This is a genomic window from Klebsiella sp. C360, assembly GCF_048822415.1.
Taxonomy (GTDB): Bacteria; Pseudomonadota; Gammaproteobacteria; order Enterobacterales; family Enterobacteriaceae; genus Klebsiella; species Klebsiella quasipneumoniae.
Genome location: NZ_JBMEZZ010000002.1, coordinates 32,256 through 45,432 on the forward strand (window position 1 = coordinate 32,256; position 13,177 = coordinate 45,432).

At 59.2% G+C, this 13,177-nt stretch carries 13 protein-coding genes; 6 read left to right on the top strand and 7 right to left on the bottom strand.

Annotated elements, in window-relative coordinates; all coding sequences use genetic code 11:
• Positions 1-503 precede the first annotated feature (503 nt).
• From ACOI7D_RS06070 to glnB, 4 genes are all read left to right on the top strand, one after another.
• Positions 504-1,925, top strand: coding sequence for a sensor histidine kinase (locus ACOI7D_RS06070; RefSeq protein WP_086075121.1), 1,422 nt, complete (start codon positions 504-506; stop codon positions 1,923-1,925).
• A gap of 29 nt (positions 1,926-1,954) precedes the next feature.
• Positions 1,955-2,641: a two-component system QseEF-associated lipoprotein QseG gene (qseG, locus tag ACOI7D_RS06075; RefSeq protein ID WP_049013880.1), complete on the top strand. Its 687-nt coding sequence runs from the start codon at positions 1,955-1,957 to the stop codon at positions 2,639-2,641.
• Complete coding sequence (glrR, locus tag ACOI7D_RS06080; RefSeq protein WP_048298025.1) at positions 2,628-3,965, top strand: two-component system response regulator GlrR; 1,338 nt, start codon at positions 2,628-2,630, stop codon at positions 3,963-3,965. The genes qseG and glrR overlap by 14 nt, the downstream gene beginning before the upstream one ends.
• Before the next feature lie 65 nt (positions 3,966-4,030).
• Positions 4,031-4,369, top strand: coding sequence for a nitrogen regulatory protein P-II (gene glnB / locus ACOI7D_RS06085; protein ID WP_002914032.1), 339 nt, complete (start codon positions 4,031-4,033; stop codon positions 4,367-4,369).
• 74 nt (positions 4,370-4,443) lie between these two features.
• Here glnB and hmpA read toward each other — a convergent pair whose 3' ends face one another.
• Positions 4,444-5,634: an NO-inducible flavohemoprotein gene (hmpA, locus tag ACOI7D_RS06090; protein ID WP_109547049.1), complete on the bottom strand. Its 1,191-nt coding sequence runs from the start codon at positions 5,632-5,634 to the stop codon at positions 4,444-4,446.
• 325 nt (positions 5,635-5,959) lie between these two features.
• On the opposite strand from hmpA, the gene glyA reads away from it, so the two are divergent.
• Entirely contained in the window at positions 5,960-7,213 is a 1,254-nt protein-coding gene (gene glyA / locus ACOI7D_RS06095) for a serine hydroxymethyltransferase (protein WP_002914027.1), read from the top strand.
• Positions 7,214-7,268: 55 nt separating this feature from the next.
• Here glyA and ACOI7D_RS06100 read toward each other — a convergent pair whose 3' ends face one another.
• The 6 genes from ACOI7D_RS06100 to hcaE all read right to left on the bottom strand — a co-directional run bounded on the left by ACOI7D_RS06100 (position 7,269) and on the right by hcaE (position 12,010).
• Positions 7,269-7,691, bottom strand: coding sequence for a DoxX family protein (locus tag ACOI7D_RS06100; RefSeq protein ID WP_023290656.1), 423 nt, complete (start codon positions 7,689-7,691; stop codon positions 7,269-7,271).
• Between the two features lie 101 nt (positions 7,692-7,792).
• A complete protein-coding gene (gene hcaD, locus ACOI7D_RS06105) occupies positions 7,793-8,995 on the bottom strand; it encodes a phenylpropionate dioxygenase ferredoxin reductase subunit (RefSeq protein ID WP_109547050.1) in 1,203 nt (400 codons plus the stop codon).
• A gap of 9 nt (positions 8,996-9,004) precedes the next feature.
• Entirely contained in the window at positions 9,005-9,817 is an 813-nt protein-coding gene (gene hcaB, locus ACOI7D_RS06110; RefSeq protein WP_050533266.1) for a 3-phenylpropionate-dihydrodiol/cinnamic acid-dihydrodiol dehydrogenase, read from the bottom strand.
• A complete protein-coding gene (gene hcaC, locus ACOI7D_RS06115; protein WP_050533265.1) occupies positions 9,817-10,134 on the bottom strand; it encodes a 3-phenylpropionate/cinnamic acid dioxygenase ferredoxin subunit in 318 nt (105 codons plus the stop codon). Before hcaC ends, hcaB begins: the two co-directional genes overlap by 1 nt.
• Positions 10,134-10,652: a 3-phenylpropionate/cinnamic acid dioxygenase subunit beta gene (hcaF, locus tag ACOI7D_RS06120; protein ID WP_109547051.1), complete on the bottom strand. Its 519-nt coding sequence runs from the start codon at positions 10,650-10,652 to the stop codon at positions 10,134-10,136. Before hcaF ends, hcaC begins: the two co-directional genes overlap by 1 nt.
• Positions 10,649-12,010: a 3-phenylpropionate/cinnamic acid dioxygenase subunit alpha gene (gene hcaE, locus ACOI7D_RS06125; protein ID WP_048336305.1), complete on the bottom strand. Its 1,362-nt coding sequence runs from the start codon at positions 12,008-12,010 to the stop codon at positions 10,649-10,651. The genes hcaF and hcaE overlap by 4 nt, the downstream gene beginning before the upstream one ends.
• A gap of 135 nt (positions 12,011-12,145) precedes the next feature.
• Here hcaE and hcaR point away from each other — a divergent pair, with 135 nt between their 5' ends.
• Complete coding sequence (gene hcaR / locus ACOI7D_RS06130; protein WP_044524353.1) at positions 12,146-13,030, top strand: DNA-binding transcriptional regulator HcaR; 885 nt, start codon at positions 12,146-12,148, stop codon at positions 13,028-13,030.
• The last annotated feature ends 147 nt before the right edge of the window (positions 13,031-13,177 follow it).

Below are 13,177 nucleotides of genomic sequence, written 5' to 3' on the forward strand. Positions count from 1 at the left end.
CGGGAATCACCGACAACTGGCATATTGCGGTGTCGTCAAAAGGCGACACTTAAGTTATTGATTTAAATGATGAGTAACCTGGGGCATATTTAGTGTCGCTAATCGGCGACATCATGGATAAAAAGTATACAGCGCTGGAATGGTTGGATTTTATGGTGAAAGTCATATATATCAACGTGTTAATAAAATGTTTTGAAAGATGGCATAGTTCATGCATAATATTAACCAGTGGCTCATTCACCTTCTTATGTCAGCCCCTTCGGGACGCGCTACATAAACTTCGAATGACGCACAAACAGGTGCCTGCCGTCCAACTCCTGATAACAGCCTGGCTTTATCAGACATCGGGCGAAACGTCGAGTAAGGCACCGCCTCATTTCTCAACAAAGCCAGGCCTTGCGCCTGGCTTTGTTGTTTCTGCGGCGCCGTGGCGACGGGTATCGCTTTTCTCCGCCGCGCTCCTCAGTTAGCATCGACCAGAGCTAATGATTGAGACCACACCCTTGAAGCGACTCTCTCTTTTTCCCCGTTCGCTGCGTCAGCTGGTGACGCTCTCCTTTGTGCTGATCCTGCTGCCGTTGCTGGTGCTGGCCTGGCAGGCCTGGCAGAGCCTCAATGCCCTCAGCGCCCAGGCGGCGCATATCAACCGCACTACGCTGGTCGATGCCCGCCGCAGCGAGGCGATGATCAATGCCGCGCTGGAGATGGAGCGCAGCTATCGCCAGTACTGCGTGCTGGACGATCCGACGCTGGCGCGCGTCTATCAAAACCAGCGGCAGCGCTACAGCCAGATGCTGGACGCGCACGCCGGCGTGCTGCCGGACGAGAAGCTCTGGCAGGCGCTGCGCCAGGATGTCAGCGATCTGGCGCAGCTGCAGTGTAACAACAGCGGCCCCGACGCCCAGGCAGCCGCCAGACTGGAAGTGTTCGCCAGTAATAACAGCGACATGGTCCAGGCGACCCGGGCGGTGGTCTATTCCCGCGGCCAGCAGCTGCAGCAGGAGATTGCCGAGCGCGGCCAGTTTTTCGGCTGGCAGGCGCTGGTGCTGTTTCTGCTGAGCCTGGCGCTGGTGCTGCTTTTTACCCGCATGATCATCGGCCCGGTGAAAGGCATCGAAAGAATGATCAACCAGCTGGGGGCTGGGAAATCGCTGGACGACGCGGCATTGTTTACCGGCCCGCGCGAGCTGCGCTCGGTGGGCAAGCGCATTATCTGGCTCAGCGAGCGCCTGGCATGGCTGGAGTCGCAGCGGCATCAGTTTCTTCGCCATCTGTCGCATGAGCTGAAAACCCCGCTGGCCAGTATGCGTGAAGGCACCGAGCTGTTGGCCGACCGTGTCGCCGGGCCGCTGACGCCGGAGCAGCAGGAGATCGTCGAGATCCTCGACAGCAGCAGCCGCAACCTGCAAAAGCTGATTGAACAGCTGCTGGACTACAACCGCAAACAGGCCGACGGCCCGGTAGCCCGGGAAGAAGTGGACCTGGTGGAGCTGGTGGAAAACGTCGTGGCGGCGCACAGTTTGCCCGCGCGGGCTAAACTGATGCATACCGAGCTGGCGCTGCGGGCGCGGCATTGTCTGGCAGAGCCTGCGCTATTGATAAGCGTAATGGATAATCTCTACTCCAATGCGGTGCACTATGGCGCTGAATCCGGTAACATTCGTATCCATAGCTACCGGCACGGAGAGCAGGTGCGTATTGATGTCGCCAACAGCGGCGAACCGATCCCGGCCGCGGAAAAGAATATGATTTTTGAGCCCTTTTACCAGGGGAGTCACCAGCGTAAAGGGGCCGTGAAAGGCAGTGGGCTGGGGTTAAGCATCGCCCGCGACTGCGTCCGTCAGATGCAAGGGGAGCTCAGTCTGGTTGACGCCCCCGCCGGGCAGGTCTGTTTTCGCATTACGCTTCCCTCAGCGCCGGAATAATCCAACTAATGAATCGATATCGGGGAACTATGTCCCAATTCCTGGCCTGGCGCCGTTCCCTTAGCGGATGGCTGCTCTCAGGCATTGCTTGTCTGACGCTGGCGGGGTGTTCCGCCGGCTTCTCGCCGCATAGTGCGGAAGGTGCCGCCGCCCCCGGGCAGGCGCAGCATCAGGTGGCCGATTTTGTCGCGGTGGACTGCGCCGATATCTGGGCGCACAGCAGCGATGCCAGCGACAAAAACCCCCTCTACTGGCTGCGGGGCATTGACTGCGCCGATCGTCTCGCGCCGGCGCAGGCGCGAGCGGAGGCGAAACGCCATACCGACGACAGCTGGCAGGACGCGTTCCGCCGCGGCATTCTGCTTGCCGATGCCAAAATTACCCCTGACGAGCGCCGCGAGCTGGTGGCGCGTCTCGACACCTTCAGCCCGCAAATCGCCGTTCAGGTCCGCCCGCTGTATCAGCTCTGGCGCGACGGGCAGACCCGTCAGCTGCAGCTGGTGGAGGAGCGAGCCCGCTACGCGAAGCTTCAGCAGTCCAGCGATAGCGAGCTGGAGACGTTGCGCCAGCAGGAGCAGTCGCTGCGCGAACAGCTGGAGCTGACCACCCGTAAGCTGGAGAATCTGACCGATATTGAACGCCAGCTCTCCAGCCGCAAGCCGGGCGGCAATTTCGGCAGCGAAAAAGTGCCGGAGGTGATCCATGACGATCCGTAAACCGGCGCGTTTGCTGCTGGTGGATGACGATCCGGGGCTGCTGAAGCTGCTGGGCATGCGCTTGGTCAGCGAAGGCTATAGCGTGGTCACCGCCGAGAGCGGCCCGGAAGCGCTGCGCGTGCTGGGGCGTGAGAAGATGGATCTGGTGATTAGCGATCTGCGGATGGATGAAATGGACGGTCTGCAGCTGTTCAGTGAGATCCAGAAGGGGCAGCCCGGCATGCCGGTGATCATTCTCACCGCCCATGGCTCGATCCCCGACGCGGTGGCGGCCACCCAGCAGGGCGTCTTCAGCTTCCTGACTAAGCCGGTTGATAAAGACGCCTTGTATCAAGCCATTGATGAGGCGCTGGAGCAGCGCTCGCCAGCCACCGACGAAGCCTGGCGTCAGGCCATTGTCACCCGCAGCCCGCTGATGCTGCGCCTGCTCGAGCAGGCCGGGATGGTGGCGCAATCCGACGTTAGCGTGCTGATTAACGGCCAGAGCGGGACCGGGAAGGAGATAGTCGCCCAGGCGATCCACAACGCCAGCCCGCGTCATGACAAGCCGTTCGTGGCGATTAACTGCGGCGCGCTGCCGGAACAGCTGCTCGAGTCCGAACTGTTCGGCCATGCGCGGGGCGCCTTTACCGGCGCGGTCAGCAACCGCGAAGGGTTATTCCAGGCCGCCGAAGGCGGTACGCTGTTTCTCGATGAGATTGGCGATATGCCGGTCGCCCTGCAGGTGAAGCTGCTGCGCGTCCTGCAGGAGCGTAAGGTACGCCCGCTCGGCAGCAACCGCGATATCGAGATCAACGTGCGGATCATCTCCGCCACCCACCGCGACCTGCCGAAGGCGATGGCCCGCGGCGAGTTTCGCGAAGATCTGTTCTATCGCCTCAATGTGGTTAACCTGAAGATCCCGCCGCTCTCCGAACGCACGGAAGATATTCCGCTGTTGGCCAACCATCTGCTGCGTCAGTCCGCCGATCGCCATAAGCCGTTCGTACGGGCGTTTTCCAGCGATGCGATGAAGCGGCTGATGGCCGCCAACTGGCCGGGCAATGTGCGCCAGCTGGTGAACGTGATAGAGCAGTGCGTGGCCCTGACCTCGTCGCCGGTGATCGGCGATGCGCTGGTGGAGCAGGCGCTGGAGGGCGAGAACACCGCCCTGCCGACCTTCGTGGAGGCGCGCAATCAGTTTGAGCTGAACTACCTGCGCAAGCTGCTGCAGATTACTAGGGGCAACGTCACCCATGCCGCGCGGATGGCTGGACGCAACCGCACTGAATTCTATAAGCTGCTGTCGCGCCATGAGCTCGACGCCAACGACTTTAAAGAGTAGCTCCGCAACATAGCGCAAGTTATGATACGGTAAGCAACCGGTTACGCGACTAAGACAGGAACACCATGAAAAAGATTGATGCGATTATTAAACCTTTCAAACTGGATGACGTGCGTGAAGCGCTGGCCGAAGTCGGCATCACCGGGATGACGGTAACGGAAGTGAAAGGCTTTGGCCGCCAGAAAGGGCACACCGAACTCTACCGCGGCGCGGAGTATATGGTGGATTTTCTGCCGAAAGTGAAAATTGAAATCGTGGTGACCGACGATATCGTCGATACCTGTGTGGATACCATCATCCGTACCGCGCAGACCGGCAAAATCGGTGACGGTAAAATCTTTGTCTTTGATGTCGCGCGCGTGATTCGTATCCGTACCGGCGAAGAAGACGACGCGGCGATTTAACGCTCGCCGCTCGCTGCAGTATTGCCGGGTGGCGCTGCGCTTACCCGGCCTACAAATCCCCGCGTCGTCGGGGCTTACAGCACCTTATGCGGCCCGAAGCATTCGTAATGAATGTTGTCTTTATTCACCCCCTGCGCCACCAGCTGCTGCGCCGCATACTGCATAAACGCCACCGGGCCGCAGAGATAGAACTGCATCTGCGGGTCGCGAAGGGTTTCCGCCACCGCCGCTAAATCCATCAAACCTTCGCTATCAAAACGTCCTGCCTGACGGTCGGCCTCGCTCGGGTTGCGATACCAGACGTGAGCGGTAAACGCCGGCAGCGCCGCGCCGAGCGCCTGCACTTCATCCGCGAAGGCGTGCACGTCGCCATTTTCCGCCGCATGGAACCAGTTCACCTGACCCTGATGGCGGCTCTTCGCCAGCGCATCCAGCATCGCCAGCATCGGCGTTTGCCCGACGCCGCCGGAGAGCAGAGTGACCGGCGTCTGCGGCTCAACGTTAAGGAAGAAGTCCCCGGCCGGCGCCGCCAGATAGACCACATCGCCTTCGCTGGCATGGTTATGCAGCCAGCTGGAAACCTGGCCGCCTTCTTCGCGTTTAACCGCGATGCGGTAGCCCTTGCCGTCCGCTTTGCGGGTCAGGGAGTACTGGCGAATTTCCTGATATTCGAAATCTTCCGGCTTCAGCCAGATGGCCAGATACTGGCCAGGCTGGTAATCGGCGACCGGCTGGCCGTCGACAGGCTCGAGCTCAAAGCTGGTGATAAGCTGGCTGCGCGGGGTTTTCTTCACGATGCGGAACGCGCGGGTCCCTTCCCAGCCGCCGGTTTTACTGGCGTTTTGCTGATAGATCTCGGCTTCGCGGCCGATAAAGACGTTCGCCAGCACGCCGTAAGCTTTCCCCCAGGCATCAAGGACTTCCTGACCCGGGCTGAACATTTCATCGAGGGTCGCCAGCAGATGGCTGCCCACGATGTTGTACTGCTCCGGTTTGATCTGGAAACTGGTGTGTTTCTGGGCGATTTTTTCCACCGCCGGCAGCAGGGCGGGCAGGTTATCGATATTGCTGGCGTAGGCGGCAATGGCGTTGAACAACGCTTCTCGCTGGTCGCCGTTGCGCTGGTTGCTCATATTGAAGATCTCTTTGAGCTCCGGGTTATGCGCAAACATACGATCGTAGAAATGGGCGGTTAATTTTGGTCCAGTCTCTACCAGCAGGGGGATGGTGGCTTTGACCGTAGCGATGGTTTGAGCGTCGAGCATAGCGTGCTTCCTTGTGTGTTACCTTAATGATGTATTTTAAATGCATCTTAAGGAAATAACCCTGCGTTGTAAATGGTTCTTTAACACTTTCCGCCGTTGCAGTTACAACATGAAGAATTTGCATCACAATCCTGAAAAGAAATCCGTTGATACTGAGAGAGGCGTTATTGCTCAAAGCCTTGTGTCATGCGGAGCCAAACGTTTGCGTAAAATCCTTTGTCAAGACCTGTTATCACAGAATGATTCGGTTATACTGTGGGCCGTTGTCCAATCGGACCGCCTTTTTAGGCCGAAATTTTATTGTTAGCTGAGTCAGGAGATGCGGATGTTAAAGCGTGAAATGAACATTGCCGATTATGATGCCGAACTGTGGCAGGCTATGGAGCAGGAAAAAGTACGTCAGGAAGAGCACATAGAACTGATCGCCTCCGAAAACTACACCAGTCCGCGCGTGATGCAGGCGCAGGGCTCTCAGCTGACCAACAAATATGCTGAAGGATATCCGGGCAAGCGTTACTACGGCGGCTGCGAATATGTCGACGTGGTTGAGCAGCTGGCTATCGACCGCGCGAAAGAGCTGTTCGGCGCTGACTATGCTAACGTCCAGCCGCACTCCGGCTCCCAGGCTAACTTTGCCGTCTACACCGCGCTGCTGCAGCCGGGCGATACCGTGCTGGGGATGAACCTGGCGCAGGGCGGCCACCTGACTCACGGCTCTCCGGTTAACTTCTCCGGCAAACTGTACAACATCATCCCTTACGGTATTGATGAGTCCGGCAAAATTGACTATGACGACATGGCGAAGCAGGCACAGGAACATAAACCGAAGATGATCATCGGTGGTTTCTCCGCTTACTCCGGTATCGTTGACTGGGCAAAAATGCGTGAAATCGCTGACAGCATCGGCGCATACCTGTTTGTCGACATGGCGCACGTGGCAGGCCTGATTGCCGCTGGCGTGTATCCGAACCCGGTTCCGCATGCTCACGTCGTGACCACCACCACCCACAAAACCCTGGCGGGTCCGCGCGGCGGCCTGATCCTGGCGAAAGGCGGTAGCGAAGAGCTGTACAAGAAACTGAACTCTGCGGTATTCCCAAGCGCGCAGGGCGGCCCGCTGATGCACGTTATCGCAGCGAAAGCGGTGGCGCTGAAAGAAGCGATGGAGCCAGAGTTTAAAGTTTACCAGCAGCAGGTTGCGAAAAACGCCAAAGCAATGGTGGAAGTGTTCCTGAACCGCGGCTACAAAGTGGTGTCTGGCGGTACTGAGAACCATCTGTTCCTGCTGGACCTGGTGGATAAAAACCTGACCGGTAAAGAAGCTGACGCTGCCCTGGGCCGCGCCAACATCACCGTCAACAAAAACAGCGTGCCGAACGATCCGAAGAGCCCGTTCGTAACCTCCGGTATCCGTATCGGTTCTCCGGCGGTGACTCGCCGCGGCTTTAAAGAAGCGGAAGTCAAAGAGCTGGCTGGCTGGATGTGTGACGTGCTGGACAATATCAATGACGACGCGGTCATTGAGCGCGTGAAAGGCAAAGTCCTGGATATCTGCGCCCGCTTCCCGGTTTATGCGTAAGCGATAGCGTTGACATCAAAAAGGCCGCGTTTGCGGCCTTTTTTGCGTCTGGGGATTAGCGGCGGTCGAGCGAAATCGCTCCGGGCCCGGTTACCGCCAGCAGCAGGAAAGCGCCGGCGATGCTGACGTTTTTCCAGAAGTTAATCATGTTCGGCAATACCGCATCGCCAGTCATATCCCAGTAGTGATGGCCAATCACCGCGGTGCCCAGGGTGTAGAAGATAAAGATGACCGCCAGCGGGCGGGTGAAAAAGCCCAGCACAATTAAAATGGCGGCAGGCACTTCCATAATGACGGCGATAATCGCCGCCAGGGTCGGCATCGGCGCGCCGGAGGCGGCCATGTACTGCACCGTACCGTCAAAGCCCAGCAGTTTGGGGTAGCCAAAAAGAATAAACAGAACTACCACGGCGATGCGGGCGATAAGCAGTAGCAGAGAACGGGATGCGCCAAAATCAAAATAGCGGAGTGTGTTCATAATCAGCTCGTTATGAGAGAAGTGTCCTTTAAACGTAATACACGTTTTTGCTTCCCGCCACGTTAGTTCTGGCAACATCCCCGGTCCGCTGAACAACGAAATTACCGCGTTTTTAACGGGACGCTTTCATCGCATAGCGTTTCGGCGTTCACCGCTTGACCACTCTGGATGAGCTTGCGCAGCGTGCGGATCTCGCGACCGTGATTGAGGGTGACCGCGCCGGTTAACACGCCGTCGCGCAGCTGGAACCAGATCGCTTTGCGATCGGCGGGCGCTCCCCGACACCACCACTTTTCGCCCTGCATATCGCCAATAAACTGCAGGTTATCTTCGTACTGATCGGTCCAGAACCAGCCTGGCGCCCTGGCGGGGCGTGGTTTGCCAAGCATGGCCGCAGCGGCAATCTGCGCCTGGATATTGGCATTTTCCCAGCTCTCGACGCGCGACAGCGAACCATCTGATTGCCGCGTCAGCGTGACGTCGCCGGCGGCAAAAATAGCCGGGTCCGAGGTCCTGCCGTCGGCATCCACGACGATGCCATTGTCGGTCTCCAGCCCGGCGCGGCGCGCGAGAGCATCGTTAGCCACGATGCCAATGCCATATACGACCGTCCCGGCGCGCAGGGTTTCGCCACTCTGTAAAGTGAGGGTGAGGTGGGTTCCCTGTTCCGCCTGTTCGATGGCGCGGTTCAACAGCACCCGTACCCCGGCCTGGCGATGGCGGGCCAGCAGGTAATCGCGGACCGGCGGCGGGGCGTTGCGACCCATCACCGTCGACGCCTGCTCCACCACCGTGACGCGACAGCCGCGCTGAATAGCGCTGGCGGCCAACTCCAGGCCGATGGTGCCTGCGCCGACGATAACCACCTCGCTCCCTGGCTGCAGCGCCGCGCGCAGACGCGCAGCATCGCCGGCGTGTCGCAGGGTCAGGCAACGTTCCCCCAGCGCGTCGAGCAGCGGCAGCGGCCTGGCGGCGGCTCCGGTCGCCAGCAGCAGTTGTCGCCAGTGAAAGACGCGATTGTCTGCCAGCGTCAGGCTCTGCGCCTGACGATCGATGTCGCGCAGCGTCACACCGAGATGCAGCTGGACGTTGTTGTCCTGCCACCAGCTGGCGGGGTGCACCGGCTGTCGCTGCGGATCTGCATCCAGCAGCATCGCTTTCGACAGCGGCGGGCGCTCATAGGGTAAATGGGGTTCATCAGAAAACAGGTGCAGGGGACCCTGGTAACCCTGCTGGCGGAGGGCCGCGGCGGCCATCGCCCCGGCCTGTCCACCGCCGATAATGGCAATCATCGGTTCGCTCATCATCACTCCTTAAAGGTTTAGTCCGGCGGCGACATGGCGGATCCCGCGGATCCCCAGCCCGCCATCGGCATTGATCATCACCCCGCTCAGCGTCCGATTATTACGTCGGGAAGCCAGCATGACGTACGGGCCGGTGAAATCGACCGGTTCGGGGAAAAACTGCAGTGGCAGGATGGCGGCGATCTTCTCCGCCGTCAGGGAGTGCATTATCGTGGTGTCGCTTTGCCCCAGCGCCTGCGGGCCGCGCAGATCGGTCGCCATCCCGCAGGGGCCAACGCCGTTGACCCGCACCTTCGGCGCCAGCTCGTAGGCCAGCTGGCGAATTAAGCCGGTCGCCGCATGTTTGCTGGCGGTGTAGAGCGGGCCGCCGCCGCCCGGATACCAGGCCGCGTTGGAGAGGGTCAGAATAATGCTGCCTTCGCTGGCGATTAATGCCGGGGCGCAGGCCTTGGCGCCGAGCAGATAGCCCAGCACGTTGACGTTGAACAGCTCATGGAAGCCATTCTCCAGCGCCTCCGCCGGGGTGTCCATCAGGGAGGCGTTATGATCCCAGATGCCGGCGTTACCGATAAAACAGTCCAGACGGCCAAAGGTGGTGAGGATCTGATCCACTGCGCGCTGATAATCACCGTAGCGGGTTACGCTGCCTTCCACCGCCAGCACCCGATCGCCAAAGCGCTGGCGCAGGCTGGCGACTTTCGCGCCGGACAGTTCGAGGGTCGCGACCTTCGCCCCCTCGTCAATAAAGCGCTCAACCAGCGCCAGACCCAGGCCGGAACCGCCGCCGGTAATCAACACCACGTTATCGCGTAAATCGCTCATCAGGCCTCCTCAGGAAGATCAATAAACACCTCACCGCCTTCCACGTGCACGGTATAGGTGGTCAGCGGCTCGGTGGCGGGCAGACACAGCGCTTTGCCGGTTTTCAGGCAGAAACTGGCGGCGTGTAGTGGACATTCCACCGTCGCGTCGTCTTCCAGGTAGCCTTCGGACATCGACGCGTTGCCATGGCTGCAGCGATCGTTAACGGCATAAAACGCTCCGCCAATATGGAACAGGGCAATAACGGGAGAGGTCTCCAGGCGGAGGGCTTCCCCCTCCGGCAGCTCCACGGTGGAGCAGGCGAATATTCGATTCATCAGAAGAGTACGCTCAGGTTGTGGGACGCGATCACTGCCTGATCGAGCACGATCTCTCGTGCCGTCAGGCGCCACTCGCCGCCAGGCAGACGGCGGACGGTGTCCCTCCGCGTGCCGACGTAGCAGGTCTCGTCACGCTCCTTTTGCGCGCGATATAGCAGATAGTTAAGGCGCACGGCGAAGCGATCCGGTTGTCCGGTTTTGCTGATCTGCAGGTTGCTAATCAGATGGCGGGTGCGGGATGGCGGCTCCTCTGCCCATGCCATGCCGGTCTCCAGGCGAGCAATCCGGCGCTCAAGCTGGTCTTTGTTGTCATTAAAGATCCAGGTGGTCGGCGGCTGGACCCCTTTGCGACGGTCGCGGGTCTGGGCGTTGACGGTCGTGCGCATGGTGTAGCGGATCTCGTCGTCCAGCTGCGTCAGCCAGTCGCGAAACTGCCAGTCGTCCAGCAGACGCGCCTCCTCGTAGAGGAACTGGCTGATGCGGTAGTGCAGTTCAGCAGAGACTAAGGCGCTCATTTCATCACCTCCTGCTGGTAAGCGGCGGTTTTTTCCTGCACTTCCTGCCACGTTTCGCTGCTTAACAGATCGGCCCAGCGCTGGTACATACCGCGGGCGGCAGTTTCGGAAAAGATATAGTTGGTTATCCCCGGAATGCCATCTGTGCGGCGTTTTTCCTCGCCTAATCCCATCTCCAGACACAGGCTGGTGTGACGCGCCCGGTGTCCTTTCAGCAGTTTTTGAATTTCACACCAGTTTTCCGAGTCATCCTGCTCGAGGAAACCAGCCGGACCAAAGGCGCGCGTGGCGCTGTTTTCGAACGCCGCTTTGACCTCATCGGAGGCGGCTTTATCGGTGAGACAGAATGCCCAGACCTCAACCCGATCCGGTCCTCGCGGGTGCCAGACGCGCAGCGTGGCGGTACCGTTTAGCCACGAGAGGGTCGGGAAGATGTTATTGTGACCTGCGAGGCGCAGGGCGCGGACGGTGCCCAGCCGCTGCTCGGCTTCGGCAAAGGTATCGCGGTAATAGCGGGAGACCTCGCCGTCGACCCAGACGTTAGCGTCCGGCTGTTCGGTGAAGAAAAAGCCGCTGCCGTGCCCCTCCTGACCAAACTGCAGCGCGTCTTTGGCAGTCTCCCACACCGGGCGGGCGGTCTGTCCTTCGCCCAGGCGCTTTTCACTGCCATCATCTTTCGCGCCCAGCACCTGCACCGCCGAGGCGTGGCTGAACAGCGCGTGATACTGGTCGCTGGCGAACTGCTCGGCGGGGAATTTCCAGTTGCAGTCGATGGTCCACTTCTGTACGCCGCCAACGATCTCGGTCCCGCCTTCACGACGGTCGAGGACGCCGTCAAGATACCAGGCCATATCGCCCAGATAGTCACGCAGCGTGGGGGCTGTAGGATCCCAGTTGGCGAAAATAAGGCCTTTGTAACTTTCCACACACGGGACTTCATTAAGCCCCCAGTGGGACTTGCACAGCCCCTGCGGGTAGGCGCGCGGCTCGAGCGGGACGTCGATCAGCTCGCCGTCGATGCCATAAGACCAGCCGTGATAGGGGCAGGTGAAGGCCCGGGTATTGCCGCAGTCGGCGTAGCTCACGCGCATCGCGCGGTGACGACATTGATTTAAAAAAGCTTTAATGCTGCCGTCCTTTTGGCGGACCACCACCACGGCATCTTCACCCATGTACGTGTTAAAGAAATCCCCTGCCCGCGGGATCTGGCTTTCATGGGCCAGAAACAGCCAGCAGCGGCCAAAGATCCGCTCCAGCTCAAGCTGATAGATCTCAGGGTCGGTATAGATCCGTGGGGTGACGCGACCGTTTTGCGGGTCGACCAGTTGGTAGACATCGGTTTTCATTTTGATGGTCATTTTTTTCATCCTGTGGGGTAAGAGGTATTGACCTTCTCTTTTTTGTGTCATCCTTATGTTGCTTGTGGGTTATCAATGTGTGAAATAGTTAATTTCTACCAGCTGAGATGTTTTATCGATAACAAGGAGGGGTTGATGGAATTGAGGCACCTGCGCTATTTCGTCGCGGTGGCGCAGGAACTAAACTTCACCCGCGCGGCAGAAAAACTGCATACCTCGCAGCCTTCGCTGAGCAGTCAAATTCGCGATCTGGAACAGTGCGTCGGCGTGTCGTTGCTTGAGCGCGACAAACGCAAGGTGACGCTGACGGCGGCGGGGGAGTGTTTTCTGCAGGATGCGAAGGCGATACTTGACCAGGCAGAGAGTGCCAAAATGCGCGCGCGAAAAATCGTCCAGCACGATAACCACCTGGCGATTGGTTTTGTGCCGTCGGCCGAAGTCAATTTGCTGCCCGGCGTTCTGCCCTTGTTTCGCCGCAAACAACCGAATACCCGGGTTGAGCTGGTCAGTCTTATCACCACCGAGCAGGAAGATAAAATTCGCAGCGGTGAACTGGATATCGGACTGATGCGCCACCCGATCTACAGTCCGGAAATTGACTATCTTGAGTTGCTCCATGAACCGCTGGTGGTGGTGCTGCCGGTAGATCATCCGCTGGCGAAAGCAGAGAAGGTGAGCGCCAGCCAGCTGGACGGCGTTGATTTTGTCAGCACTGATCCGGCGTACTCTGGTGCGCTGGCGCCGATCGTCCAGGCGTGGTTCGAACAGCAAAAAAGCCAGCCGCGTATTGTCCAGGTGGCGACCAATATTCTGGTGACCATGAATCTGGTGGGGATGGGGCTCGGGGTGACTTTGATACCCGGTTATATGAATCATTTTAATACTGGCCGGGTGGTTTTTCGTCCTATCGCCGGCAATGCCCCGACCATTGCGCTGCTGATGGCATGGAAAAAAGGCACCATCAAGCCGGCGCTGGCCGATTTTATCGCCACGGCCAGAGAGCATGCGGCTGCGGGATAATCTCCTGTCTGTAGCGGACCGCTGACGGGCGGCGGCGCCTGAACGTCGGTCGTAAGCTGTGATGAACTTCACGATTTTAACGCAAACTTTCAGGGTTATGTCTGTCAGCCTGTCTGGTCTGTCATCCTACGCCATGGCTACCTCCAA

What these genes read in the sequence shown, in the direction of transcription:
- hmpA (WP_109547049.1), bottom strand. Translation starts at nt 5,634, where the DNA reads ATGCTCGACGCTCAAACCATCGCTACGGTCAAAGCCACCATCCCCCTG.
- glyA (WP_002914027.1), top strand. Translation starts at nt 5,960, where the DNA reads ATGTTAAAGCGTGAAATGAACATTGCCGATTATGATGCCGAACTGTGG.
- hcaC (WP_050533265.1), bottom strand. Translation starts at nt 10,134, where the DNA reads ATGAATCGAATATTCGCCTGCTCCACCGTGGAGCTGCCGGAGGGGGAA.
- glnB (WP_002914032.1), top strand. Translation starts at nt 4,031, where the DNA reads ATGAAAAAGATTGATGCGATTATTAAACCTTTCAAACTGGATGACGTG.
- hcaE (WP_048336305.1), bottom strand. Translation starts at nt 12,010, where the DNA reads ATGACCATCAAAATGAAAACCGATGTCTACCAACTGGTCGACCCGCAA.
- hcaF (WP_109547051.1), bottom strand. Translation starts at nt 10,652, where the DNA reads ATGAGCGCCTTAGTCTCTGCTGAACTGCACTACCGCATCAGCCAGTTC.
- hcaD (WP_109547050.1), bottom strand. Translation starts at nt 8,995, where the DNA reads ATGAGCGAACCGATGATTGCCATTATCGGCGGTGGACAGGCCGGGGCG.
- glrR (WP_048298025.1), top strand. Translation starts at nt 2,628, where the DNA reads ATGACGATCCGTAAACCGGCGCGTTTGCTGCTGGTGGATGACGATCCG.
- hcaR (WP_044524353.1), top strand. Translation starts at nt 12,146, where the DNA reads ATGGAATTGAGGCACCTGCGCTATTTCGTCGCGGTGGCGCAGGAACTA.
- ACOI7D_RS06100 (WP_023290656.1), bottom strand. Translation starts at nt 7,691, where the DNA reads ATGAACACACTCCGCTATTTTGATTTTGGCGCATCCCGTTCTCTGCTA.
- hcaB (WP_050533266.1), bottom strand. Translation starts at nt 9,817, where the DNA reads ATGAGCGATTTACGCGATAACGTGGTGTTGATTACCGGCGGCGGTTCC.
- qseG (WP_049013880.1), top strand. Translation starts at nt 1,955, where the DNA reads ATGTCCCAATTCCTGGCCTGGCGCCGTTCCCTTAGCGGATGGCTGCTC.